Source organism: Kitasatospora cathayae (assembly GCF_027627435.1).
Lineage (GTDB): Bacteria > Actinomycetota > Actinomycetes > Streptomycetales > Streptomycetaceae > Kitasatospora > Kitasatospora cathayae.
In genome coordinates this window covers 6,468,933-6,491,076 of record NZ_CP115450.1, presented here as the reverse complement: position 1 = coordinate 6,491,076, position 22,144 = coordinate 6,468,933, and the positions used below count along the sequence as shown (strand labels likewise).

The 22,144-nt window shown below is 70.6% G+C and carries 37 protein-coding genes and 2 tRNA genes; 3 read left to right on the top strand and 36 right to left on the bottom strand.

Annotation, left to right across the window (positions count from 1 at the left end; translation table 11 throughout):
- Nucleotides 1–49: 49 nt before the first annotated feature.
- The 17 genes from O1G21_RS29315 to O1G21_RS29235 all read right to left on the bottom strand — a co-directional run bounded on the left by O1G21_RS29315 (nucleotide 50) and on the right by O1G21_RS29235 (nucleotide 12,347).
- Complete coding sequence (locus tag O1G21_RS29315; RefSeq protein ID WP_270147896.1) at nucleotides 50–1,219, bottom strand: hypothetical protein; 1,170 nt, start codon at nucleotides 1,217–1,219, stop codon at nucleotides 50–52.
- A complete protein-coding gene (locus tag O1G21_RS29310; RefSeq protein WP_270147894.1) occupies nucleotides 1,216–1,437 on the bottom strand; it encodes a hypothetical protein in 222 nt (73 codons plus the stop codon). Before O1G21_RS29310 ends, O1G21_RS29315 begins: the two co-directional genes overlap by 4 nt.
- 32 nt (nucleotides 1,438–1,469) lie before the next feature.
- Entirely contained in the window at nucleotides 1,470–1,973 is a 504-nt protein-coding gene (locus tag O1G21_RS29305; RefSeq protein ID WP_270147892.1) for a hypothetical protein, read from the bottom strand.
- Nucleotides 1,970–2,536, bottom strand: coding sequence for an NUMOD3 domain-containing DNA-binding protein (locus O1G21_RS29300; protein WP_456319224.1), 567 nt, complete (start codon nucleotides 2,534–2,536; stop codon nucleotides 1,970–1,972). Before O1G21_RS29300 ends, O1G21_RS29305 begins: the two co-directional genes overlap by 4 nt.
- A 92-nt stretch (nucleotides 2,537–2,628) precedes the next feature.
- A complete protein-coding gene (locus O1G21_RS29295; RefSeq protein ID WP_270147889.1) occupies nucleotides 2,629–3,297 on the bottom strand; it encodes a hypothetical protein in 669 nt (222 codons plus the stop codon).
- 3 nt (nucleotides 3,298–3,300) lie between these two features.
- On the bottom strand, nucleotides 3,301–3,510 hold the full coding sequence (locus O1G21_RS29290) for a hypothetical protein (RefSeq protein ID WP_270147887.1): 210 nt from the start codon (nucleotides 3,508–3,510) through the stop codon (nucleotides 3,301–3,303).
- Nucleotides 3,511–3,581: 71 nt separating this feature from the next.
- Nucleotides 3,582–4,955 (bottom strand): SU10 major capsid protein, encoded by a 1,374-nt coding sequence (locus O1G21_RS29285; RefSeq protein WP_270147886.1) that lies wholly within the window; start codon nucleotides 4,953–4,955, stop codon nucleotides 3,582–3,584.
- Nucleotides 4,956–5,085: 130 nt separating this feature from the next.
- Nucleotides 5,086–6,666, bottom strand: a complete 1,581-nt coding sequence (locus O1G21_RS29280; RefSeq protein ID WP_270147885.1) for a DUF6582 domain-containing protein — start codon at nucleotides 6,664–6,666, stop codon at nucleotides 5,086–5,088.
- A gap of 2 nt (nucleotides 6,667–6,668) precedes the next feature.
- Entirely contained in the window at nucleotides 6,669–7,058 is a 390-nt protein-coding gene (locus O1G21_RS29275) for a hypothetical protein (protein ID WP_270147884.1), read from the bottom strand.
- 13 nt (nucleotides 7,059–7,071) lie between these two features.
- On the bottom strand, nucleotides 7,072–7,869 hold the full coding sequence (locus O1G21_RS29270) for a hypothetical protein (RefSeq protein ID WP_270147882.1): 798 nt from the start codon (nucleotides 7,867–7,869) through the stop codon (nucleotides 7,072–7,074).
- Nucleotides 7,870–7,986: 117 nt separating this feature from the next.
- Entirely contained in the window at nucleotides 7,987–9,585 is a 1,599-nt protein-coding gene (locus tag O1G21_RS29265; protein ID WP_270147880.1) for a phage portal protein, read from the bottom strand.
- Nucleotides 9,564–11,078, bottom strand: a complete 1,515-nt coding sequence (locus O1G21_RS29260; RefSeq protein ID WP_270147878.1) for a hypothetical protein — start codon at nucleotides 11,076–11,078, stop codon at nucleotides 9,564–9,566. Before O1G21_RS29260 ends, O1G21_RS29265 begins: the two co-directional genes overlap by 22 nt.
- 10 nt (nucleotides 11,079–11,088) lie before the next feature.
- Complete coding sequence (locus O1G21_RS29255) at nucleotides 11,089–11,547, bottom strand: hypothetical protein (RefSeq protein ID WP_270147877.1); 459 nt, start codon at nucleotides 11,545–11,547, stop codon at nucleotides 11,089–11,091.
- A gap of 17 nt (nucleotides 11,548–11,564) precedes the next feature.
- Nucleotides 11,565–11,837 carry a hypothetical protein gene (locus tag O1G21_RS29250; protein ID WP_270147876.1) on the bottom strand — a complete coding sequence of 91 codons (273 nt, stop codon included), beginning with the start codon at nucleotides 11,835–11,837 and terminating at the stop codon, nucleotides 11,565–11,567.
- Between the two features lie 30 nt (nucleotides 11,838–11,867).
- A tRNA-Ser gene (locus O1G21_RS29245) sits at nucleotides 11,868–11,950 on the bottom strand.
- Nucleotides 11,951–11,970: 20 nt separating this feature from the next.
- Nucleotides 11,971–12,054: transfer RNA gene (locus O1G21_RS29240), tRNA-Ser, on the bottom strand.
- A 17-nt stretch (nucleotides 12,055–12,071) separates the two neighbouring features.
- Nucleotides 12,072–12,347, bottom strand: coding sequence for a hypothetical protein (locus tag O1G21_RS29235; protein WP_270147875.1), 276 nt, complete (start codon nucleotides 12,345–12,347; stop codon nucleotides 12,072–12,074).
- Nucleotides 12,348–12,526: 179 nt separating this feature from the next.
- On the opposite strand from O1G21_RS29235, the gene O1G21_RS29230 reads away from it, so the two are divergent.
- Nucleotides 12,527–12,793, top strand: coding sequence for a hypothetical protein (locus O1G21_RS29230; RefSeq protein WP_270147873.1), 267 nt, complete (start codon nucleotides 12,527–12,529; stop codon nucleotides 12,791–12,793).
- 71 nt (nucleotides 12,794–12,864) lie between these two features.
- Here O1G21_RS29230 and O1G21_RS29225 read toward each other — a convergent pair whose 3' ends face one another.
- From O1G21_RS29225 to O1G21_RS29170, 12 genes are all read right to left on the bottom strand, one after another.
- Complete coding sequence (locus tag O1G21_RS29225) at nucleotides 12,865–13,002, bottom strand: hypothetical protein (RefSeq protein ID WP_270147871.1); 138 nt, start codon at nucleotides 13,000–13,002, stop codon at nucleotides 12,865–12,867.
- Between the two features lie 88 nt (nucleotides 13,003–13,090).
- Nucleotides 13,091–13,255: a hypothetical protein gene (locus O1G21_RS29220; RefSeq protein WP_270147869.1), complete on the bottom strand. Its 165-nt coding sequence runs from the start codon at nucleotides 13,253–13,255 to the stop codon at nucleotides 13,091–13,093.
- Between the two features lie 18 nt (nucleotides 13,256–13,273).
- Entirely contained in the window at nucleotides 13,274–13,483 is a 210-nt protein-coding gene (locus O1G21_RS29215) for a hypothetical protein (RefSeq protein WP_270147867.1), read from the bottom strand.
- 2 nt (nucleotides 13,484–13,485) lie between these two features.
- Nucleotides 13,486–13,659: a hypothetical protein gene (locus O1G21_RS29210; RefSeq protein ID WP_270147865.1), complete on the bottom strand. Its 174-nt coding sequence runs from the start codon at nucleotides 13,657–13,659 to the stop codon at nucleotides 13,486–13,488.
- Nucleotides 13,660–13,669: 10 nt separating this feature from the next.
- Nucleotides 13,670–13,945 carry a hypothetical protein gene (locus tag O1G21_RS29205; protein ID WP_270147862.1) on the bottom strand — a complete coding sequence of 92 codons (276 nt, stop codon included), beginning with the start codon at nucleotides 13,943–13,945 and terminating at the stop codon, nucleotides 13,670–13,672.
- The gene (locus O1G21_RS29200) at nucleotides 13,942–14,772 is read right to left on the bottom strand and encodes a hypothetical protein (RefSeq protein ID WP_270147861.1); all 831 of its coding nucleotides are present in this window, start codon (nucleotides 14,770–14,772) and stop codon (nucleotides 13,942–13,944) included. The genes O1G21_RS29205 and O1G21_RS29200 overlap by 4 nt, the downstream gene beginning before the upstream one ends.
- Nucleotides 14,772–15,179, bottom strand: coding sequence for a hypothetical protein (locus tag O1G21_RS29195; protein WP_270147859.1), 408 nt, complete (start codon nucleotides 15,177–15,179; stop codon nucleotides 14,772–14,774). The genes O1G21_RS29200 and O1G21_RS29195 overlap by 1 nt, the downstream gene beginning before the upstream one ends.
- A gap of 9 nt (nucleotides 15,180–15,188) precedes the next feature.
- Nucleotides 15,189–15,935: a hypothetical protein gene (locus O1G21_RS29190; RefSeq protein ID WP_270147858.1), complete on the bottom strand. Its 747-nt coding sequence runs from the start codon at nucleotides 15,933–15,935 to the stop codon at nucleotides 15,189–15,191.
- A gap of 2 nt (nucleotides 15,936–15,937) precedes the next feature.
- Complete coding sequence (locus tag O1G21_RS29185) at nucleotides 15,938–16,102, bottom strand: hypothetical protein (RefSeq protein WP_270147857.1); 165 nt, start codon at nucleotides 16,100–16,102, stop codon at nucleotides 15,938–15,940.
- A 97-nt stretch (nucleotides 16,103–16,199) separates the two neighbouring features.
- On the bottom strand, nucleotides 16,200–17,192 hold the full coding sequence (locus tag O1G21_RS29180) for a hypothetical protein (RefSeq protein WP_270147855.1): 993 nt from the start codon (nucleotides 17,190–17,192) through the stop codon (nucleotides 16,200–16,202).
- Between the two features lie 93 nt (nucleotides 17,193–17,285).
- Complete coding sequence (locus O1G21_RS29175) at nucleotides 17,286–17,624, bottom strand: hypothetical protein (RefSeq protein WP_270147854.1); 339 nt, start codon at nucleotides 17,622–17,624, stop codon at nucleotides 17,286–17,288.
- A gap of 9 nt (nucleotides 17,625–17,633) precedes the next feature.
- Nucleotides 17,634–17,963 (bottom strand): hypothetical protein, encoded by a 330-nt coding sequence (locus O1G21_RS29170; RefSeq protein WP_270147852.1) that lies wholly within the window; start codon nucleotides 17,961–17,963, stop codon nucleotides 17,634–17,636.
- Between the two features lie 196 nt (nucleotides 17,964–18,159).
- Between O1G21_RS29170 and O1G21_RS29165 the strand changes: the two genes are divergently transcribed.
- Entirely contained in the window at nucleotides 18,160–18,438 is a 279-nt protein-coding gene (locus O1G21_RS29165; RefSeq protein WP_270147851.1) for a helix-turn-helix domain-containing protein, read from the top strand.
- A 124-nt stretch (nucleotides 18,439–18,562) separates the two neighbouring features.
- Here the strand turns inward: O1G21_RS29165 and O1G21_RS29160 are convergent, their stop codons facing one another.
- Genes O1G21_RS29160 through O1G21_RS29150 form a run of 3 tightly spaced genes read right to left on the bottom strand, consistent with a single transcriptional unit; the run spans nucleotide 18,563 to nucleotide 20,016 of the window.
- Nucleotides 18,563–19,201 carry a hypothetical protein gene (locus O1G21_RS29160; RefSeq protein WP_270147850.1) on the bottom strand — a complete coding sequence of 213 codons (639 nt, stop codon included), beginning with the start codon at nucleotides 19,199–19,201 and terminating at the stop codon, nucleotides 18,563–18,565.
- 36 nt (nucleotides 19,202–19,237) lie between these two features.
- Nucleotides 19,238–19,384, bottom strand: a complete 147-nt coding sequence (locus O1G21_RS29155) for a hypothetical protein (protein ID WP_270147849.1) — start codon at nucleotides 19,382–19,384, stop codon at nucleotides 19,238–19,240.
- Nucleotides 19,381–20,016 carry a hypothetical protein gene (locus O1G21_RS29150; protein WP_270147848.1) on the bottom strand — a complete coding sequence of 212 codons (636 nt, stop codon included), beginning with the start codon at nucleotides 20,014–20,016 and terminating at the stop codon, nucleotides 19,381–19,383. The genes O1G21_RS29155 and O1G21_RS29150 overlap by 4 nt, the downstream gene beginning before the upstream one ends.
- Nucleotides 20,017–20,098: 82 nt before the next feature.
- Here O1G21_RS29150 and O1G21_RS29145 point away from each other — a divergent pair, with 82 nt between their 5' ends.
- A complete protein-coding gene (locus O1G21_RS29145; protein ID WP_270147847.1) occupies nucleotides 20,099–20,350 on the top strand; it encodes a sigma factor-like helix-turn-helix DNA-binding protein in 252 nt (83 codons plus the stop codon).
- Between the two features lie 227 nt (nucleotides 20,351–20,577).
- On the opposite strand, the gene O1G21_RS29140 is transcribed toward O1G21_RS29145, so the two are convergent.
- The 4 genes from O1G21_RS29140 to O1G21_RS29125 form a co-directional block, all read right to left on the bottom strand.
- Nucleotides 20,578–20,763 carry a hypothetical protein gene (locus O1G21_RS29140; RefSeq protein WP_270147846.1) on the bottom strand — a complete coding sequence of 62 codons (186 nt, stop codon included), beginning with the start codon at nucleotides 20,761–20,763 and terminating at the stop codon, nucleotides 20,578–20,580.
- A gap of 88 nt (nucleotides 20,764–20,851) precedes the next feature.
- The gene (locus O1G21_RS29135) at nucleotides 20,852–21,091 is read right to left on the bottom strand and encodes a hypothetical protein (protein ID WP_270147845.1); all 240 of its coding nucleotides are present in this window, start codon (nucleotides 21,089–21,091) and stop codon (nucleotides 20,852–20,854) included.
- The gene (locus O1G21_RS29130; RefSeq protein ID WP_270147844.1) at nucleotides 21,088–21,339 is read right to left on the bottom strand and encodes a hypothetical protein; all 252 of its coding nucleotides are present in this window, start codon (nucleotides 21,337–21,339) and stop codon (nucleotides 21,088–21,090) included. Before O1G21_RS29130 ends, O1G21_RS29135 begins: the two co-directional genes overlap by 4 nt.
- A 54-nt stretch (nucleotides 21,340–21,393) precedes the next feature.
- Entirely contained in the window at nucleotides 21,394–21,870 is a 477-nt protein-coding gene (locus tag O1G21_RS29125; protein WP_270147843.1) for an HNH endonuclease signature motif containing protein, read from the bottom strand.
- Between the last annotated feature and the right edge of the window lie 274 nt (nucleotides 21,871–22,144).

Here is a 22,144-nt window from a genome sequence, read left to right as displayed (position 1 = left end):
CAACGCTCGCGCGCCCACGGCCGGCGCCGGGACGTGTGAGGGGGTGCCGCTAGTAGGCGGCGGTCTGGAAGTTCTGCAGGACGGCCTGCACGGCGCCGCCGTCGGTCGTGTTGTAGATCCCGACCAGCGAGAAGTCCGCCTGCGTGTACGAGCTGCCGAGGTCGCGCTTGCCCTTGATGTAGCCGGACTTGCTCATGGTCAGGGCGAGAGACTGGCCGCCGCGGGCGACAGGCTGCTGGACCATCGCCGTCGTCGGCGACTGCGTGTAATTGAGGTACAGGCCGAGGTCCACCTGGTTCTCGAAGATCGCCTTGTAGGTGCCGTCGACCTCGATCGGTCCGGCGAAGATCTCCCGGGGGCCCTGTGTGCCGTCCGAGCTTGCAATCGCTTCCACGGCCCGCTTGACCGTGGCATCGAAGCTGAGCCCGCGGGTCGAGGAAGCGCCAGCGTTGGTCATGGTCCACGACCAGCCGAGCAGCGGGTCGAATGTCGAGTAGGTCGGCGTCGCGTTGGACTGCGTCACCGACGGCATCGAGGTGGCCTTGACGGACAGCTGCACGGCGCCCTTCGGGTCGATCTTGACCTGGAGGTCCGACCATCGGACGTAGCTGCAGCTGATGGTCTGGGTGGTGTCGTACAGGGTCAGCGAGTACGTCGGCAAGGGCGACGCGCTCTGCTTGAACGTGTGCGTGGTCGGCGTGGTCACCGCGGCGCTCGACGTGTGCGCCAGCTGCAGACCGACACGGTTGGCGCCGATCTTGCCGAGCACCGTGGTGACGTTGCTGGTGTACGGGCCGGTGCCGGTGGCGGCCCCATCCGTCCACGCGTACTCAGTGTTCGTACTGGTGTCGATGCGGATGACCGTGCCAGCCGGGAGTGCCACGGCCGTCTGAATCGACGTCGCGCCGACGATGGTTGACGCCGACAAGGTGGTCGCCGTAGCCGGCGTGACGGTGTCCGGGCCGATCACGCCCGCCAGGAAGTGCCCGATCAGGTCCGGGTAGGCGAGGAAGTCCAGGCTCCACGTGGCGTGCACGGTGCCCTGGTAGACGCCCTGCAAGATCGTGTCGTTGCCTCGGATGCTCTCGTCCTTGACTTCGGCGAAGACGTCCTCGAAGTCCCCCTTCTGGAAGGGGATTCCGGTGGTGGGCGCCACGTACGTGCCCGCGACGCTCTCCTTGGCGAGGCCGAGCGTTGCGAGCCTGGAGATCTGGGTCACGGCGTGGTCTCCTCACCGGACGGGGCCGGCGCGGTGGCGGCCTTCTTGCTGGGCTTGGGGTCCGGCGCGGGGGCCGGGTCGGCAGGTACCGGCTCGAACCCGGCGATGGGGATGTGCCAGGCCACGGCCTCACCAGGCTGGACGGTCGCCGGGATCGCCGGCACGTCCACCGGATCCGGCCCGGGGTTGCGCTGCAGGTAGGGGGCCGTGTCGAACACGGAGAACCTCCGGGAAAGGGGGTGGTGGGGCGTCAGGCCGTGTAGTCCTGGTCGTCCGCGGAGTAGGTGACGGTCGCGCTGAGGAATCCCGCGGCGATGGCCTGCGCGGGATCGCCGTACTCGACGGCGACCGTCGTGCTCGGCGGCGCCTCCGCCACGCTGAGGAACCGGCCGCCATGCGAGTGGTCGCCGACGTACCCCTCGATGCGCTGCACCAGGAGAGCGAGCGCACTGTCGAGGGCGGCCTGTTCGGTCTCGGCGATCTGGGATCCGGTGGTGGTCGCGCCGATCGGCCAGTACGCCAACAAGTGCATCTGGTAACTCGGCAGGCGCCGGCCGATGGAGAGCCGCTCGGTCTGCCAGCGGCGCCGCAACACGTACAGCTGCGTTTTCTGGGCAGCGGGGGTGCGGGGCATGTACGCCTGAATCACGTCCCACGGGCCGCCGTTCGCCGTCAACAGGGCAGGCAGACCGTCCCCGTGGGCGGCGAGCCAGGCAGCCTCCCGGGCAACGGCGTTGGCCGGGCCGTTCGTCACCGACGCCTCCTACGGGTCTGCTTACGAGGGCGGGAACGCCTGGTCGCGGCGGCCTTCGCTCGGGCGGCAGCGGACATCGGGTGCCCGCGGTGGTGCTTGCCGCGCATGCGCGCGCTGAGCTTGGCCCTGGCGGCGGCCGACATGGGCTTGCGGTGGCCCGGCTTGTGATGGCGCCCGCGCATCCGGGCGGACAGTTTCGCCCGCGCGGCCGGGCTCATCTTGCGGTGCGGGCCCTTGTGCTTATGGCCCTTCATGCGTGCGGACAGCTTCGCCTTCGCCGCAGCCGACATGGGCTTACGCTTGCGGCCCTTCAGCTTCGCTCGGGCCGCCGCCGACACGGAGTGGTGCTTGCCCTTGAGCTTGGCGCTCAGCTTGGCCTTTGCCGCCGCCGACAGCTTGTGGCCGGGGTGGCGCTTACCCTTCAGCTTGGCGCTGATCTTCGCCCGGGCAGACGCCGACATACGGTGGCCCGCGTGATGCCGACCCTTGAGCTTCGCCGAGATCTTCGCGCGGGCGGACGAAGAGAGCGCGTGCCCGCGGTGCGGCCGCTTCTTCCCCTTCATGCGCGCCGAGATCTTTGCCCGAGCGGCGGCTGAGAGGTGACGCCTGGTCGTGTGCTGGGCACCCGACGGCTGAGGAGTACCCCACACGGCGATCAGCCCTGGTAGTCGGCGCAGATGGCGTGCGCGTCCGCAGCGAGCACGTCCGGGTCGTGCCCGTGGCCGGCCATCGTCGGATCCAGCTCCCGGACGGCGATCGAGGCAGCCATGTACTTGCAGGCCCTGACCAGATCAGCCGGGACCGTGCTGTAGCCGCCGCCGTACACGTACGTCACGTAGGAGCCGACCGGCAGGAACGTGCCGATCGGGTACCAGATGTGCCCGGTGTCAGGGTCCGGGCCGCGGACGTTGGCGAGGTTCACCACCTGGTCGCCGCCGTACGAGCGGTGGATGGTGATCGACTGAAGGCTGTAGGTCCACAACTCCGGGTAGTGCGGGGCGAACTGCTGCAGCCAACCGTGCCGGACCAGGCTGGTGGTGCCCATGGCGTCGGCGTAGGACTTGCCCAACGTTCCGGCGAGGTCGAGCGGCACGTTCCCGGAAGCGATGTACTCGTCCGGGTCGATGCCGGTGGAGCGCTCGGTCTCCGTCAGGTTGGTGAACGGGGCGAGGCGGCGGCCGGCGGCGCGCTCACACAGCCGGGTGGCCTCGAACATCAGGTCTTGCTGCACCTGCGGCGAGGTGTAGGAGCGTACGAGGTCCGCGAACGCGCCCTCTTGGAGCTGCGCGAACGTCGCGAGCGGGGTGGGCGCGTCGGCGGCCATCGGCTACTCCTCCACGACGGTCTCAGTGGCCCGTCGGGCCGGGGGCACGTAGGCCTTGACGCCCTTCGGCAGCTCGGTGACGGCCTCGAACTCGCCGGGCTGGATGGTGATCAGCTCGTGGGCGTGCTCGGGGCTCATCTCGACGTACTCGCCGCCCTTGGGCCACTGGTAGCCGTGGCTGGTAGAGCCGGGGTTGCGCTTGGTGACGAACACGGTTGCTCCCGCTCGGGTTGGGTGCCGGCCGCCGCGTGGAGTAGTCGCGGCGGCCGGACGGGGACGGGGTGTTACAGGGCCGGGGCGACTCGCGAGAGGCGGCCGATCCACTCGGCGCCCCTCACAGCCAGACAGGTATCGCTGACGATCGCGAACGGCATCGAGTCGGGGCTGCTGGTGGTCGGGTAGACGTCCTTGGGCTGCAGATCACGGACGTACGGCCGCAGCACGTTGTCCCGATCGCGGCTGATCAGGTAGATGTCCTCCTGGCCGACGGAGCGGGGCTTCACACCGGTGTTCGTGCCGATGTACGTGGCCGGGGTCTGCGCCGGGACAGTCGCGCCATTCTGCGGCACGAGGTTGGTGCCGGTGTCCACGATGCTGGTGGTCAGGATCGGGGTGACGCCGTCGGCGGCCAGGCCCACAGTGGCGTCCACCGCGCCGAGGAGGGTCTCCTGGCCGGTCGCGGTCGCCCGGTACACCATGTAGTGCTGCGGGGTGGACGACTGGAAGCCGGTCGGCGGGGTGAACGCGAGCGTCGCCGTCGAGGTGGAGCCGGTGGTGGTGACGGTGACCTCGGCCGACGCGGCGGCCTCGCCCTGGCGGGACATGACCGGAGCGACCTTGTAGTAGTAGGTGCCCGCCGCCAGGGTGCCGCCGGTGGTCGCCGGGGTTCCGGTGACGGTGCCCATGCTGGTGCCCTTGGTCCCGAGGTAGGAGGACCGGACGATGGGGATGTTGCGGTAGCTGGGAACGACGAGGCCGGGCGCGACCTCGACGTCCATGAACCGCTGCTGGTTGGTGAACAGGCTCGCGAGAGCGCCCTCGGCGGTGGACGACATCACGAGCATCCAGTCCGCGCCGCCGGTGGTGACCTGCGCGGCGGTGTACGACTCGACCAGGTCGATCAGCTGGTTCAGCAGCGACAGGGAGATGTTGCCGCCGGCGGCGTCGATGCTGTTCTGCCCGGCCGTGCCGGTCGCCGTGTACTGGTTGATCAGCGACGCGAGGCCGTCGAACTGCGGGTACGGGCCGTACTGGGTGGCGCCCGCGTTACCGGCGACGAGCATCTGCTCGGTGTCCCAGCGCAGGCCCTTGATGCCGCCCATGATCTCTCGGGCTCGCAGGTCACCGATGGCGTTGGCGACTTCCTCGGCGTAGCCGGTGACCGAGCCGACGACCTGGAGGTTCTTGACGGTGAACGAGTTCTGGAAGTACGTGCCGGTGGAGACCTGGCGGGCGCCGCCGTCGGTGACGGCGCCGCCGGACGCGAGGCCGTTGCGGGTGTTGAAGTAGTACGTGGTGGTGTTGATCTTCTGGCTGGGCAGGGCCTCGATCAGCGGCGAGTAGCGCCTGATGCGCTCGAACAGCTGCGGGTCGATGACCTTCTGGACAAGCGCGGACGCGCCAGCCGCGGTCAGTGCCTCGCGGAGCTCGGCAGACATGGGGGTGCCTCCAGGGCGGGGAGATGGGCATGAGAAAGCCCCCGGCGCGGCGCGCTGCGGGGGCGGTGACCATTCCTGCCGTGGCCGGCACCACCCTGCTACGGGTGGCGGTCAGAATGCTGGATGTGGGTCAGTCGTTCAGCGTGTAGCGGCCGTTGGAGACCCAGCTGAGGAGCGCCTCGTTGGTGTTGCGGCGGATCTCGTCCGGGCTCGGCTCGCCGACGGCCGCACCGCCGGGCGTCTCGGTGCGCATGCCCTTGCGGGCGGGGCCGTTCTGGCGGACCTCGGCACGCAGGGACTCGACGAGCTGCTCGCGCTCGGCGGCGAGGCGCTCGGCAACGATGCGGGCGATGCGCTGCTCGTCGGTCTCCTCGACCGGTTCGACGGCCGGGGCCGGCGGCGCCGTCTCGGTGGCGGGGGTTGGCGCCGTGCGGTCGAGGAGCTGCTGGAACTGCTCGGCGGTCAGGGTGATGGTCGGCGGGGTGCTGGCCGTCTCGACGGCCGGGGTGGGCTCGCTCACGGCGGGCACCTCCTGAGTGGGGATGGGTACCCCGGCCGGGATGGCCGGGGCGGTCTCGGCGAGGGCGAGGGCTTCGGCGACACGCGCCCGGGTGATGAACGTGCCGCTCGGGAAGCCGGCTGCCTGCACGGCTGCGGCCTCCTTGGCAGTCAGCGCGTGTACCACGGTCTCCATCTGGTCGTCGCCCGGGCGGCTCTCCATGTCGCCGTCGCTGTCGGCGTGCGGGGCGCCGGGCACGTCGATGTCCGCGTCCATGTCCGGGTCCAGGCACTGCAGGGCGTCCACGGCGGCGTCCATGGCGGCCGCGGCGATGACCCGCAGCTCAGCCGGGTCGATGCCGCAGCAGCGGATGGTCACGCTGATCGGGCCGTTCTGGGCGTCGATGCAGAACCCGCCACCCATCCCGGTTGGCTCGTCCCCGTAGAACTCGGTGACGTCACCGAAGCTGGTCGTCTCGGACACGGTCACTCCGAACTTCTTCAGGGCCGCCTTGATGCGCGAGCGGATCCGCTTGAGCTGCTGGGGCGTGTAGTCGTCAGCGTTGGACGGCTTGTTGATGTAGGACCAGGCGGCGCGGGCGTGCTTGACGGTGTCGATCGGGTACCGCTTCACGCTGGCCCGGTAGCCGGGGTCGGCGTACTTCACCGCCCCGTACGGGGCCTTCACCTTCGCGGCGGTGGCCTCGGACACCGACTCGTACACCAGCCGGCTCGGCTCGGCGGACTCCGTGGGGGCCGTACTGCGCTCGATCCGGGCCAGCGCCACGCCAGGGGTCTTCGTGAAGTCCAAGCCGAACAGGTCAAGGTCGTCAGCGGTTTCGACGGTCTGTCCCTCGTGCTGGATTCGGCGGACTCGGCCGCGCCAGGCGCCGCGGATGCTGACGCCGTCCAGAAATGGCTGATCACCGGTCACCAAGGCGGCGATGTCACGACCGTGCGCGGTGTCGGCGATCTCTGCCTCGAAGGTGACCCGGCCGTCGTCCTGGCGCTCCAGCTTGGTGACCCGGCCGACGATGCGTGTGGAGTCGTCTTCGGCGCCGTGGTGGGTGAGCATGGTGTGCGGCTCGCCGCGGTCGATGGCGGCCTGGGCGCGCTCGGCCGACCGGGCGAGCATCTCCGCCGTGTACAGGCGGCCGTTGCGGGAGACCCCGGGTGCGATCGCCGTGCCCCGGATCGTGGCGATGGCTGCCACCGTCACCTCCCGATCACGGAGAAGTCGACGCCGGTGAAGCTCGGCGTGGTGCCGGAGACAGCCCAGCGGAAGCGGCCGACGCCGGTCAGCACGTAGCCGGTGCCGGACGCGGGCCCGAAGTTGCCGAACGTGAAGTTGGGGCCAGACGTCAAGGCCACGCCGACGGTGGCGATCTGGTACCAGTGGCCGTTCGCGTCCTGTACGTCGATGTAGCAGGTCAGCGAGGGGCTGGTACCGGAGGCGCCCGTGACGAACACGGAGGCCAGTCCAGAGCTGATCGCGGTGAAGTCGAGCGGGCCGGAGTCGCCGGAGGCCGTGATGGTCTGGCCGGTCGCGGTGTAGACCGTGAGCGGGTCCCTGGGGCCGGCGTTGACGAGCGGGCCGTGGGCCATGGGGAACCTCCGGTCAGGTGCGGGCGGGCTGGAGAGTGCAGCGGCAGCGCGGGTGCAGCGGCGGCTGCGGGGCAGAGCCTGCGGTGTAGGGGCTGTGGTCCTCAGCGTTGGAGCACGGGCGACACACCCGGCCGTCCCCGGCGGTCACGTAGTCGACGTGCCGGACGCCCCGGGTGAGGTAGGTGTCGGAAAGGCCGGCCGTGAACGCGGCGGCTGCCGCTGTGACGGCGGTGAGGGACCAGGCCGAGCCGGTGTTGAGGTCGGCGTCGGCCTGGTCCTGCATCGCCTGCTCGTCGTCCCCCTGCTCTGCCGCGGAGAGGAGGTTGCTGGCGATGGTCTGGGCGGTGCCGCGGAGGGCGGCGGCGGTGATGGTGTAGGCAGTGGCCAGGTCTTCGTCCTGGTCGCCGTCGTCGTCTTCGCCGTCGGGGAGGTCGGTGTCGCCGGTGTCGTCGAGGACGGCGTCGGCAGCCTGGCGGCCGGTGGCGCGGGCCCGCCGCAGGACGCTGGTGATCGCCGTGATCAGGCCGGCCCACCCGGGTCGGCGGGTCAGCCCGGTGAGCCGGGCGAGGACGGCGGCGGCGGTGACCTGCCGCAGGTGCCGTCGCCGGTCCTGCTCGACCGCCTCGGCGGGGCCGACCTGGTCGCGCAGAACAGCGATGACGTCCGCCAGGTCGAGCCCTGCGGCGACCGCCCGCCACGCGCCCACAACCTGGTCGGCCGCGTCGGCTTCCAACCGGTCGCGAAGCCGGTAGACCGCCGCCCACGTGCCGGTCAGCTCGCCGAGCACCAGGGTGGGCGCCCGGTCGGCCATCAGAACACCTGCTTGCGGATCAGCGGCCACGCTCCGGCCGCTGTGAGCGCCCCGTTCGGTGCCTGATGGGGTCCGGTGCGGGGTGGCTCGGGCTGACTGCTGGTGGGGCCTGGCGGGTCAGGCGGCTGCGAGGGCTCGGCGGAGTCGGGAGGCGAAGTCATCGGGCTCCTCCTCGTCGGTCGTGTCCTCGTAGTGCCGCCAGTCGTACAGGGCCTCGTTCGGGCTGCCGGGCGGTGCGGGCGGCTGCCCGGGTGCCGGGGGCTGGCCGCCGGCCATCGCCGTGGCGTGCGCGGCGAGTTCCGGCGGCACCGGCTGCGGCTCGGGTTCGGGTTTCATGTCGATGCCGTCGATCAGCGCGCCGGCCTGCAGCCCGGGGGCTGCGGCCTTGGCCACGATGGCCTTCGACATGATCGCGATGTCCGACCAGAGCACCAGGTTCTGGCGGTCGATCAGGACCGGGTCGGATCCGCCTTCGACGGGCGGCTCGCCGATTTCGGCGCGGGCCCGGTCGAGGGTCCACAGGCCGTTGCGGATCCGCAGGTCGCGGATCTGCTCGATGGTGAGGCTGTCGCGCATGTCGACGTCGCGGAACTTGAGCGTCCACCCGTCGATGCCGAAGCCCTGCTTGGTCAGGTGGAAGTTCAGCTTCTCCAGGATCAGCGCCGCGACCGGGCCGCACGTGTTGGTCTTGAACGTCTGCCGCTGAGACTCGCCCGTGCCGCCGCCGAGGTTGCCGGACTCGATCACTCCGACCTGCGCCGGGGGGACGCCGTACTCGGAGAGGATCTCGTCCCTCGCTTGGTTCTTGGTGGCGTGCAGGTCGGGGACGCGGGAGGGCTGCAGTTCGGTGACCTTGCCGCCGCCGATCGTGGTGACCGGCTCGCCCTTGTTCTTGGGCCCGAGGTTCCGGACCCGGAACTGGCTCAGCCACCGCTTGATCGCGTTCTCGGACATCGACTCGGGGAAGTCGACGTGCAGCGTGGGCGGGTCGCCCTTGCGCATCGTCTCCTTGAGCAGCCCGGACGCGTACAGCCACGTCGTGATCGGAAGCAACGCCTTCTCGGTCGGCGAGGTGCCGTGGAGCCCGGACCGGGGGGTGTCCATGGTGATGTGGATGATCTCGTGCGGCTCGAAATACGCCTTCTGGCCATCGTCGGTGATCTGAACGTACTGGGTGACCTGGCCGTGCGGGTCGGAGATGATCCGCATGGACGCGGCGTCGAGGGAGTACAGGGCGATCGGCTCGCCGAGGAACCACACCATCTCGATGTAGGCGTCGGCGGCGACCTCGAGGTCCGTGACGGCGCCGCGCAGCAGTTGCTGCATGTCCTCGTAGGGGTTGCAGTAGTCGATGAGCTGCTGCAGCCGCTGGACGTTCGGCGGCCTGGTCGGCGCCTTCTTGTCGCCCTCTTGGTCGTCGCTGGCCCAGTCGATGTAGAGGCCGCCGGCGGTGACGGTGCGGGCGATGGCGTCCACGCAAGCCGAGGCCCAGGTGCAGGTGTTGTACACCTGGTAGAGCTGCTGGAGGAGTTCACGGCGGTCGCCGCCGAGGTCGCCGCCGCCCTGGTTGTTCTCGGTGGTGCCGCCGCGGGGGATGCCGTACTCGTAGCCGCGGCGGGCGACCTGCTGTGGCGTGGGCCCGCTGAGCGCCGTCGCGGGGGCGGTGGCCTCCCCAATTGGCTCGGTGCGGCCGGTCAGTCGGGACCAGAAGCCCACGGAGACCTCCTCACCGCCCCACGCTCGGGCACATCGTCATCGTGGTCGGGATCGTCGTCGGGGATGCGGGCGACCGCGTACCGGCCGGCGAACGGGGCCTTCAAATCCTGCTCGATGGCTGGTGGCGCTTCGTCGTCCAGCAGCGGGAACTTGGGGCCGCTGCCGAGGTTGATGAGGGCGTACCGGAGGGCGTCGGCGGCGTGGTCGGAGGCGGTCGAGTCGACGTCCTCGGGGTCGCCGCTGGTGGCGAACGGCAGGGCGGGGATCTCTCGGATCAGGTTCGCGCAGGTCCGGAACACGTGCAGCCGCGGGCAGCTCTCCCAGCCCTGGGCACGGTGGTGGGGGCAGGCCGGTCCGTCCGCGAGGTAGGACCGCAGTCGCTGCCAGCCCGCGACCCGGCCGCCCTTGCCGGCCTCGGTGAGGTGGACGCCGTGGTCGGCGTAGACCCGGGCGATGGGCTTGGCGTCGCCGCGGGTGGCCCACATGGCGTCGTCTGCCCAGCGGGGACCGACGGTTTCGCCTGCCTCGGCAGCGAGGATCCGTTCGGCTTGCTGCTGTTCGCCGACCTGCCGGGCGTACAGCTCCCGGTACACCCAGGCCCGGCCGTCCTCGTCGATGGCGAGCCACAGGGCCGCCCACGGGGCGGCATAGCCCCAGTCGATGCCCATGACGCGCCGCCACTCGGCGGGGATGCTGATGGGGTCGATGGTGTGCCGGTCGTGGGACCACTCGGCGAAGGCCTGGCCCATGAAGCTGTCCCAGTCCCCGTCCAGGAACGCCTTGCGGAGCTGTTCGGGGAGGTTGCGCAGGTCGTCGGCGTATTCGGCGTTGACGTGCGGGTTGTCGGCGAGCTTGGACGGGATGAACCGTACGGTGCGGCCTCGCTGGTCGGTGATGACCTTGGTGCCGTAGGCCGTCGGGTCGATGAACTTCGCCTTGACTGTGCCGTGGCCGGCGCCGCCCGGGTTGGTGCCCGACCGGATGCCGAGGACGGGCAGGTCTGCGCGGCCGGAGCGGAGCCGGCTCTCCAGGAAGGCGACGACGTCGGGCGGGGTGAGCGTGCGTTCGTCGAAGGTGAGCTTCTGGTACTGGCCGCCCTGTCGGCGGGAGGCGTCCTTGATGGACTCCGCGTACCGGAACATGATCAAGCTTCGGTTCGGGAAGCGGAGTTCGTACTCGGTGCCGTTCCAGCTGGCGCCGAGAGCCGAGGCGAAACCGACCTGTGCCAGCTCGGCGAGCAGAGACTCCTTGAGCTCCCCATACGTCCGCCGGAACGCTCCGATCCGGATGCCCGGGTGTCGCATGCAGTCCCGCAGGTCGTCCATCAGGAGCGCGCGGGTCTTGCCGCCGCCGGCCGCGCCGCCGTAGAGGACGTCGAACTCGGTGGCGTCGTGGAACGCCTGCTGCCGGGCCGTGGGTTCGTAGCCGAGCAGGGCGAACACGTCGAGGATGCGCAGGTGTTCGGCGTTGAGCCGGTCCCGCTCCTCGATCAACCGCCGTAGCTCAGTCAGCCGGGCCAGTTTGTGTTCGAGCAGCGTCGACCTGGGCGGTGAGCTGGGCGATGCTGGCGTCGATGACATCGAGGCTCAGCACCCCCTCGGTGCGGGTCGGAGCATCCAACCCGAGGAGCTTGGCGCGGCGGTCCATGAGCCGTAGGGCGGTGTCCATGGCCCGGGTTTCGCCGTCCAGCACCTTGGGCCAGAGGGCCTCTTGCATGGCGTCGAGCCGGTCGAGTTCGAGCTGCCGGTACTCCTCCAGCGGCAGGGCGAGGTCGGTGACGGCCTTCTGCAAGGCGCGGGAGACGTCCTTGCAGGCGCCGCCCTTGGAGTCGTAGCCGAGGAGGTCGGCGATCTCCTGCCAACTCTTGCCCTCGATGCGGAGCTTGACGGCGGCCCGTCGGCGTTCGACCACGGGGACTTGGTGGGCGTCGCGCCTGTTGGCGGGCGGTCGGCGGGAGGCCATCGGTTACCTCCCCTCGGTCAGGCCTTCGAGATGTCGGCGGCCGCGGCCTTCACGTCGGTGGCGGCCTCGGCGGCCATGGCCTTGGTCTCCTCGGCGATGTCGCCGCCGATGGACGCGGCGTCGGCCTTGACCTCGGTGACGAGCGGGCCGGCGTCGGCGCTGACCTCGGTGGTGAGGTCGTGCTCGTCGCCGCGCAGGCGCTCCCAGAGGGCGTGGGCCTCGTCGGCGAGGTGGTGCTCTTCGGCTGCGAGCTTGGCGGCGAGGGCATGTGCGGCGTCGGCGAGCGACATGGGCGTCTCCTGGTTGATGTCGGAGCTGAGCGGAAGGTGAGGGAGTCGAACCCCCAGCGGTGTTACCCGCCACGCTTTTCGAGAGCGCTTGGCACGCCAATGCCGGACCTTCCAGTGGCGACCCTGGGTTGAGCGGAGAGGGCGGGATTCGAACCCGCGAGGCCCGAAGACCTACGGCTTAGCAGGCCGCTGCCTATGCCAGCAGGCGGACCTCTCCATGTGTTGGGGAGACGATCAGGCGGCGGTTTGTCCAACGCGCCAGCCGGGTCGGCGTCCGCCGCGGGCTGGCCGGTCGGCGCCGTTGAGCCAGCAGTGGCGCTCAGCCTTGGCCACGGTCGGCAGGTGGTAGAGGTGCGGGCCGCCGGGGATCGGCAGGGCCTCGACCAGACCGAGGTGGACCCACCGTTTGATGGTGACCTCGTCGACTCCGAACGCGGCGGCGGTGCCGGCCCGGTCGGCGATGTCGTCCGAGCGGATGCTGTCCAGCGGCGGGTTGGGGTAGCGAGCCATCGCACCTCCCCGGGCAGCACGAAGGCCCCGCGGCGTGGTGCCTGCGGGGCCTTCGGGAGCGATTTGGGCAGGGGCTACCTGCTGCAGCCGAGGTTACGACGGGAAGCGATCACTCCGCAAGCGGTCCGGTTGGGTGCCGCCGAGGTGCACTGGTGCGGGCCGTGCCGCAGTGTCGGGGTGTGGCCGCGATCGTCGTGCTGTTCGAGATGGAGCCGGACCAGGCCCTCGGCGCCGAGGGGGTTGGTCCGGGTGTGCTTCAGGTGCACGCTGCCCCGGCTGACCCGGACGTGCCGGAGGATCCGCTGCCTCAGACTCTGTGTGGACTGGACACGGGCCCGATGGAGCACGCGCACTACCGGCCGGTGCGTCCGGGCGAGCCCTGGTATCCGCCGGACATGGCCGACCAGCGGTGTCGCCTGTGTGAGGCCGCGCTCCGGCGGCTCTGACCGGCCAGGGTGGCTATGCGCCCCTCACACGGCGACGCCCGCCCCGGGTAGCGCCGGGGCGGGCGGGCTGGTCAGCGGCTGGGTTCGGCCGGCGGTTGGGGTGCGGGTTCGGGGGTGAACCAGTAGCTGCGGCCGGGGCCGCGTTCGACGACGCGCGGCTCGGGGGTGGGCTGCGTGGGCTGCTGTCCGTCGCCGTTGCTGTAGGCCATGATGGCGGTCTCCTCTGCTCTGTTGGGTGGTGGAGGCCCGGGGCGGCCGGCTGTGCTTGGCGGCTGTGACGGCCGCCCCGGGGCGCGGTCAGACCGGCAGGCGGTCGTACAGATCGGTGATTTCGTCCCGCTTCTGGCGGATCTGCTCGGCGAGTCGGTGACGCTCGGCCGAGTCGAAGGCGGCGTCGACGAACGCGTGCTGCAGCTCGGTGAGTCGGGCCTCGGCGGCGGCGAGCTGCTGGTCGATGGTCATCACTGGTGTCCTCTCAAGTCAGCTGGCGTGGGTGATGCAGGGGCGGACGCTGACCGCCCCGTAGCGCACCGAGGTAACGGCACACAGGCAGGTACCGCAGACGGCCCCGGCCACGGGCAGGGTGTCGGTGGCGTGGGCGACGCGCGCGGGCTGACCGCAGCAGACAAGCTCGTCGTACTCGGCCCGGGTCAGGGTGGTGTTGGGGCCGAGGGCGTGGATGTCGGTCATGATCAGGCCTCCTCGCGCTGGCGGCGCATCTCGGCCTTGATGTCGTCGTGGGTGGCGCCGAGGTCGAGGGCGTCGCCCATCGCGCGGAGGGCGATGTGCGGGTCGGTGAGGCAGGCGGGTCCGCCGTGGGCGAGGACCTCGCGGGCCGCCTTGGCGATCGCTTCGTTCTTGGTCATGTCTTCTCCCTTATCGGTTGTCGTCGATGGGCAGCGCGCGGCACTTCTCGGCGTGCTCCTGGGCGGACTTGCGGGCGGCCGGGAGCGTCTCGGCGATCCGCTGGGCGGTCTGCTCGTCGGTGTCGTCGTAGTAGCTGCCGGTTTGGTGCGAGTCGCCCCAGGCGCAACCCCGACAGACGACGGTGAGCCGGCCCCGCTTGAGAGCCTCGTCGATGATGTCGACGGTCAGCTCGCGGTCCGAGATGCCGGACCCGGCGACGGTCAGGTAGCGGGCGATGACGGTCATGATGCGTTCTCCCATTCGATGATCGAGTGGTTCGACTGGTCGGGGTCTGCCTTGGTCCAGAACCCCTTCTGGACGGCCGCGGCCGAGCGTTGTTGCTGTTGTTGTTGCTGGTCAGGCCCGGCAACAACACCCGGACGGGGCTCACGAGAGTGGCCGGGAAGTGGGGGCACGTCGCGGAGGTAGATGCCCTTGGAGGGGCCGCGGCCGGGCACTCGGCAGTCGGTGATGGGGATGCCGAGGTCCGCGAGGAGGGCCCGGATTGGGGCGGTGTCGGCGCCGTCGTCGGCCCACTCGTGGGCGATCTGGACGAGGTGGATCCGGTCGTTCTTGCCGGGCTCGGTGCCGGGCATCAGACGGTGCAGCAGAGTGAGGAACTCGGTCTGCTCGTCGACCGCTTCGGGGCCGTCGGTCGCTTCGGTCGCTTCCGGGTGCCCGTCCTGCTTCGGGGTGGTCGCCTTGGCCGGCTCGGCGTGCTGGTTGGTGTTGCCCAGGACGAGCGCGGCCAGGACCCAGAGGGTCAACCCTCCGGCGAGGATGGCCGCGTGGTGTCCATGGAGCATCGGCCACACGACCACGGCCGCGACGACCGTGCACCCGGTGGCGACCAGGAGGGGGCTGGTGGGCCGCTCCCCCTTGAGGGCTTCGACCGCGGCGGCCCGCTGTTCGGGATCCTTGATCTCCAGCGCCTTGGCGCGGCGTTCCTTCCACGCGGCCAGCGTCTCGGCGTGCTCGGCCTTGGCGTCGGCATGCCGGGCTTTGAGCGGGGCCAGCATGCGCCGGTTGCCCCGGGCGAGGGCGGCCAGCGAGACCCCTTCGAGGTAGCGCATCAGCTCACCACGGTGTGGACGAGGGAGGTGCCGATGCTGGCGAAGATCGCCCAGATGCCAGACGCGGCGCTGAGGACGCCGGGGGCGGCGATCCCGCAGATCAAGTCCTTGACGAACGAGGGCTTGAACCAGAAGGCGACGCCGACCAGGAACGCGGCGACGGCGGCGGGCCCGATGGTGCCGAACGTCTCGGACTGCTTGGTGAGCGTGTCGGAGAACTGGGTGCCGACCAGGCTGATCTTCTGGAGGGACTGGCCCGCGCCGGCCGCGACGATCCCGATGACCGCACCCCAGTAGAAGACGTGGTGTCCCTTGACGGGCTGGAACTTGCCGCCGCCGCGCTTGTGGGCGATGAGGGCGAGCACGACGACGATGAGGACGCCGCCGGCTCCGAACGTGCCGAGCATGGTGGGCTCCTAGTGGGTGGTGAGGGCGAAGAGGGGGGTGAGGCCGAGGACCGCGAAGAGGGCGGAGGCGAGGGGGACGCGGACGAGGCAGAGGTAGAGGACGGCGGGGCCGCGGACCTGGGTGACTCGGACGTGGCCGCCGCCGCGCATCTTGTGGTCGAACAGCCAGCTGACGGCGACGGCGCCGACGCCGACGGACAGCGGCAGGTGGGTGAGGGCCTGGGGCAGGTGGAGGAGGTAGCCGGCGGCCGCACTCGCGGCGGTGAGGATGCACCAGCGGCGGAACCGCTTGGTGCGCTCGTCACTGTCCTGGCGCCAGAGGACCGAGGCCTTCTGGCGGCGGGCGATGGCTTCGCGGCGGTGTCGGCGTCGGCGTTGCTGCTCGGTTTCGCCCTTGGCCTCGTACTTGGCTTCGTGCTCGGCGCGTTCGCGTTCAGCACGTTCGTCGGGGGTTTCGGTGAGGATCGTGCCGATTCGGGTGCCCAGGCGCTCGGCGAGGGCGTCGGCGAACTCGGAGATCCAGATCCGCTGAGCGTCGCCCTCCCCCGAGGTCTCGGTGTCGGGTTCCTCCTGGTTGTTGTCCTCGACGGCCTTGTCGGTGGTGCTGGTCGCGTTGGCCTTCTTGAGGTTGACCGGCTTCGGCTTGGGCTTGCTGGTGCTCGGGCTCCAGGGGCCGTTCTTGCGCCACCACTCGGGTTCGGTGTTGGGCACGCCGACGGTGGGCGGCTGGGTCGGGGGCGGGGGCGGCGGGGTCATGGTCAGCTCCGCTTCTTGGGGGCGAGGCCGCCGGCCTTGAGCCACTTGTCGGTGTTGGCGTCGGCTTCGCGGATGTCCCGTTCGCGGCGGGCGCGTTCGCGGGGGGTGCGGCCGGTCGTGTTGGTGGCGGTCTTGTTGCCGCCGGTGAGCAGGGACCTGAGGCCCATGGCTGTCTCCAGGTCAGGAGGGTTGGTGTGAGGGCGCTGGCGTGGGCTGGCGGGGAGGGGAGCGCCCGCGGCGGTGCGGCGGGCGCTCGACGTCTCTTCAACCGACGCGGCGGGCGATTCGCTTGACGGTGTCCGCCTTGGCGTCAGCGTGGACGTAGCGGACGAGCGCGAAGAGCATGTCCTCGTCAGTTACGCCCTTGCGGACAAGGTGGCGGACAGTGTCCGAGATGTTGTCCGTCGAACGTCGCTCGTCGAGGTCGTACAGGGCCGCTGACCTGCTGTCCGTCTGTCCGGACACGGTCCGGACAGTGTCCTCATCGGTCGCGATCCGGGCGTGGACGAGCTGCTCAACGATCTCGGCGGGTGTCGCGCCGGGCATGGTCGCGATGGCGGCGAGGATGGCGCCCCGGACAACCGGGTCGATGTTGTCCGCGTGCTGTCCGCGGGGCTTGTCCGGGTCGGGCCCGTCGTCGGCCGGGTGGCTGTTGATGGTGGCGTAGTGGGCGACGATCTGGGCGCGGTCGCGGGCGAGACGGCGGTTGATGCCGGCGAGGGCGAGCTGTCCGCCGACTTCGTCCATCTCCTGCTCGACCCAGGCTTGGGTGAGCGGGTCGAGGCGGCGGGCATGCCGGGCGAGGACGAGGGTCCACAGGCGCTTGACGCCGATGGAGATGAAGGCGCCAACAACGCCGGCGGCCATGTGTTTGCCGGTGTAGCCCTCGACGAGGAGCGCGGCGACGGCGATGGTCAGGCAGAGCAGGCCCGCACGGCGGGCGGCGGCGGCCTTGGCGGGCTCGTAGCGGGCGAGCCATTCGAGGCCGAGGCAGGCGATCCACAGGGTGTCGAAGACGGCTGCCCCACCGTAGGCGATGGGGTCGGGGGCCGCCTTGCTGAGAAGACCGCCGATGCTGCTGGTGGACCAGGCGATACAGCCGGCGCCGACTCCGAGGGCGGCGGCGGTGACGCCGCGGAGGATGATCTGGTCCCAGTCGCGGGGCGGCTTGGGGGCGGTGTAGTCCTGGGGGACGAGCCGGGTGCGGCCGTTGACGGTGTGCTCGACGTAGCGGGTGGCCTGTGCGAGGCGGGTCATGGTGGTGTGCTCCGGGGAAGCGGGGCGGGTGGTTGGTGGGCCCGGCGGCCGGGGTGGTCACGGCCGCCGAGCCAGCTATGGGGTGCTGTGCGATCAGGCCTGAAGGTCTGCGCGCAGTTGCTTGCAGGTCTCGCAAGTGACGTCCGCGAGGTGCTTCGCGAACCGGGTCTCCGCCCAAGTCCGGTCGTTGCCGGCTGGGGCACCGCACAGCGGCTGCGAGCCGTTCTCGCTGGAGCTGTACTTCACCCGGTAGAAGGTGTTGCCGCGCTTCCGGGCGATGCGCTTGCGGATGTGGACCTCGCTGGCCAGGGAGGCGGCGCTGCGCTCCTCCTGCTCCTGTCGCTGGTCGGCCAGGATCCGCTCGACTACCGTGCGTGCTTCGTCGTCCGTGGTGACGTTCTCGAATGCGGCGCGGAGTTCGTCGTCGGTCATCGCAGGCTCCTAGGCGGCGAGGGCGAGGCGGGCGGCGACGGCCTTGTACTCGGCCTTGCGGGGCCGGTAGGCGGCGGCGATACGGGCGATCTGCGCGGCGGTGTAGCGGTAGGTCTTGCCGACGACGCCGGTGGCGACCTTCTGTGTGCGGGTCTGGACCTTGCCGAGCTGTCCGGCCAGTCGCAGGGCGCGGGCGGTCTTGCGGAGCGCGGCAGTGACGCCCTTTACTGCGGCGGTGTCAGCGGTGGCCTTGCTGACGAAGGCGGAGATCGCGTGCTTCTCATTGGCGCGCCGACGGGCCTTGATGATCTGACGGGCGGTGCGAGTACGCTGCTGCATGGTCCTGCTCTCCTCGGCTTAGCGGCTTGAGGGTGGGACTGGCCCCGGCCACATGGCGTTCGCGCGCCGGCCGGGGCCTTTGTGTTGCTGCAAGCACTGTGAGTGCCGCATTGCCTCCACTGTAGGGGTCCCCTACAGTTAAGGCAAGCGGCCGCTACGAGAAGGGGCCGAAATGGGCGAAGAGGAGGTACGGCAGGTGACCGACGCCCTCGAAGCGGTCGAGAGAATCCCCGATCTGGAAGAACGGGTCCGGACCAAGAGTCAGATCATGGCCGACCAGGTGAAGCGCAACAGGGCATGGGCTCAGGAACGCAAGGAGCTGATCGAGCGCCTGCACGGCGAGGGCCACTCCTACCGGGCTATCGCTGACCGTCTGGGCATCAAGCTGAGCACCGTTCAGGACGTGTTCCGCGGCTACACCGGATCGGGCACCACCAGGCCGAAGAAGCCGGCCGTCGAACCGCCGTCAGCCTGATGCGACCCCACGCATCGCGGCCCCACCCGACCTTCCGGGTGGGGCCGTTGTCATGCCGTTGACCTGCGGCGCATCCGCCGCGCATCCTGGCGCATCCGCTGGTTGGCCCGGCGATCGTTGGCAGTCAGGCCGCGGTCAACTCGGCGAGGGTGCGTTCGGCTCGGTCGGCGTACTCCTGACCGCTGAGGACGGCCTGGCAGTCGAGGGCGGAGCACTCGCGCATCCCGTCCGGACGGACGGTGACGGTCAGCAGCTGGCAGCGGGGGCACGCCTGCCGACGCTGGACGTCCGTGGCTATCGGCATGCCCGCGGCCCGGTTGAGGTGGCCGTGGAGTCGGCCGATCTCGTCGGCGAGGTCGCGGGCGTACGGGCGGCTGGCGGCGAAGTCGAGGTGCAGCAGCAGGGTCTTCACGGCGACGGAGACGGTCCGCTCCCAGTGGTGGCCGGCAGGCCGGACCCAGGCGGTCCAGTCGTTGGCGCGCTGCCGGTCGGCGATGACGGTCCGGGCCCAGCTGGCGAGGAGGTCGAGGCCGGGCGTCTGGTCCTGGTCGCCGTGCTGGTCGTGGACGGTGTCGGTGGCGGTGGGGCCGACGAGGGAGAGCACGTCGACCCGGCAGGGCAGCGGGGCGGTGCGGGTGGCGCCGGAGACACGGGCCCCGCGCCGGCCGGAGCCGGGCTGGAGGGCGAGGTGAGCCAGGGCTATCAGCTCGGGCAGCTGCCGGAGCTGGGTGCGGAGGCGGTCAACGAGCTGGGCGGGAAGCATGTCCGGTCTCCTGGTGCGCTGTTCGGGGCGGGCGGTTCAGCGGGTGGGCTGGTAGTCGTCGAGGTCGCGGATCACGTCGCGGATGGGGCGGGGCGGCGGGAGGGGGTCCCAGTCGTCGGGGTCGAGGTCGTCGAACAGGGCCTCGTCGTCCCAGCCGTCCCACTCGTCGTCGGGGCAGGTCACGGCTGGGCCTCGGCGAGCCAGTAGACGCGGTCGGAGGCGTCGCGGTGGTAGGCCTCCGGGTGGTCCTTCGGTCGCGCGCAGGCGGCGCCGTGGCGGGCCGCGTAGGCACCGCAGGCGCCGTCGGGAACGTTCACCGGTACGGGCTCGCCAGCAAAAGTGGCGGCCAGGGCGTCGGCGGATCGGTGGAGTTCGGTCCACATGTCGTTCTGCCACTCGGTGTTGCCGGTGCTGCCGGCGTCGGCCCAGTGCTCGACCATGCGTCCGGTGGCGGCGAGGACGCGTTCGATGCAGGGGATGAGGGCGATGATGCGGGCCTCGGCCTGCTCGGCGCGGGTGGTCAGTGTGGCGAGGTGTTCGGCGCGGTACCGCTCGACGATGCTGTGCTGCTGCTGGGCCCGGCGGCGGGCGTTCTGCCACGCGGCTCGGTAGCGGTCGGCGCGGGCGGCCTGCCGCCGGAGCTGGGTGACGTACGCGCCGGAGGGCGCCCGGCGGACGGCAGCCCCGGCGCCGGCGAGCTGGGCGCGGAGCCGCTGTACGCCGTCGCGGAGGGCGGCGGCTTCGTCGGGGGTGAGGGCGCGGTGGTCGGTGTGGCCGATGAGGTGGTCGAGCTGATCGGCGGTCGGTGGGGTCATTGGGGTTGCCCTCTCGGGTTGGTGGGGCGAATGTCAGCGGGCTGTGGTGAGCGGCGTCGAACGGCTGGGTAGTTGCTGGGCTATGAACACCGATCCCGAACAGCGCAGCCGTATTGCGGGTCGCCTGGACGCCCTGCAGCTCAGGGTCCGTACCACGGCGGAGCTCGTCTATCAGGAGGGGTGGTCGGTGGCCGAGGTCGCTGCGCTGTACGGCGTCACGCCGGACTGGATCAGGCAGCGGCTGCGGCAGGCTCGTCAGGCGCTAGGAGTCTCCAGTGCGGAGGAGTGGCGGGCGGCGGTGGAGGACCTCGAAGCTCAGACTGAGGGCGGCTGAATGCGGGGTTTGTCCTCGTTGTTTGGCGCGGGCGAGGGCTCGGCGGGTGGCGCGGTTGGGGCGGGGCTCGCTTTGGTTGCCGTGGTCGATGGTGTTGCGCGGGACTGGAAGTGACCGGTCGGGAGCGGGGGCTTGCCACGAGTGCAGGCCAACGCGGTTGTGGTAGCGGGATCCGTGACCGTCCCAGGGGAGCCCGCAGTAGCCGCAGCCGTACGGGTAATCGGTGGTCATGGCCGGCGCTCCAGTTGGGCGATGATCTGGGCGAACTGGTCGTCGAAGTGGGCCTGTTCGGTGTCGCGGCGGCGGAGTTCGGCGGCGGCTCGGCCGGCCGCCACGTAGTCCGCGCAGATCTGGCGGAACCACCAGAGGCCGATGAGGACGGCGCAGACGGCGAGGACGATCAGGGCGTTCATGTGCGTCTCCAGGGGTGGAGGGCGAGGAGGACGGTCCCGAGGCCGGCGCCGAGGAGGGCGCCGGCCCCGGCGAGCCAGGGGGAGACGGTCACGCGGTGGGCTCGGCGTCGCGGACGAGCCGGTAGCCAGTGCTGGTGGGTCGGAGGCGGTCAAGGCGGATCCGGGTCTGCCGTCCGGGCAGCAGGGTGACGGCGCCCTGCGGGGTGACAGCGACCGGGACGACGGTGGCGTGGGTGGCGTCGACCGCCTCGACGCGGATCTTGCGGCCGTAGCCGCGCTTGTCGTTGTCGGCCCAGATCTGGCCGGGGCGGATGATGCGGTCGGTCACTGCTGGCCGCCGTCCTGGCCGAGCACCGCGCGGGCCAGGCCCCAGGGCTCGGCGATGCACCGGCACGGGTGGTCGTCGCCGTGGACGGTGCAGTAGTCGACGAGGTCGATGTTGCTGGCGGTGGTCTCCAGCCAGAGGGCGAGGTACTCGGCCGCGGTGGGGCTGAGGGTGACTGGCTGGTCGGCGGTGGCTGCCTGTCGCAGCCGCTGGGCTGCGGCGGCGAGTAGGTCGGCGGGCTGGTCGGTCATGGTGTGCTCCTCGGTTGGGGCCTGCCGCCGGGTGGGTGGCAGGCCGGGGGTGGGTCAGCTGGACGGGGATCGCCGCGCTCTGGCTGCGGCTCGACGGCGGCGGTTTCGCTCCAGTTCGCAGAGTCGACAGACCTTGCCGGTGGGATGGCTGGGCGGCACGTAGCAGTTCTCCGGCGTCAGGTCATGCCCGTTCACGCACGTGGTTCTCTGCGGGCCTCGGTAGTGATCGACCGCGCGGCGCTTGTTCTCCTCAGGCGTGACTGCCTCAAGGTGGGCGGGGTTGACGCAGCTGCGGTTGAAGCAGAGATGGTCGACTTCGTAGCCGTCAGGAATCGGGCCGACACGCCGTTCGTACATGGCCCGGTGGGCGCGAACGGTGCGGCCAAGTTCGTCGGATATCTGCGGGTACCCGAGACTTCGGCGCCCTGTGAACTGCCAGCAACCGTTGTCGTCCTCTACGACGAGAGTGAGGATGCGGTCGACCACCGACCGGGCGCGGGGCCCGGCAAGCGAGGTGAATTCACCTGCCAACTTCAGTGTTCTCAGATGCTTTCGGTAGCAGGCGTCGCAGCGTCCGCGGCGGAGCTGGTCTTGGTCTTGGCCGCAGTCTGCGCAGGTTTTCGACGATGTGGACTTGGTGGGACGGGGTGGGGGCGGAGGCACGGCGGTTGGCCTCTTGGTCTTTGTCCACCGCTGGTAGCAGGCGTTGCACAGACCTCGGATGATCTTCCGATCAGCCTTTCCGCAGTTGCTGCACTGCTTGTGCGGTCCCTGAGTCACTGGGCATCCGTTCTGTGAGGTCGGA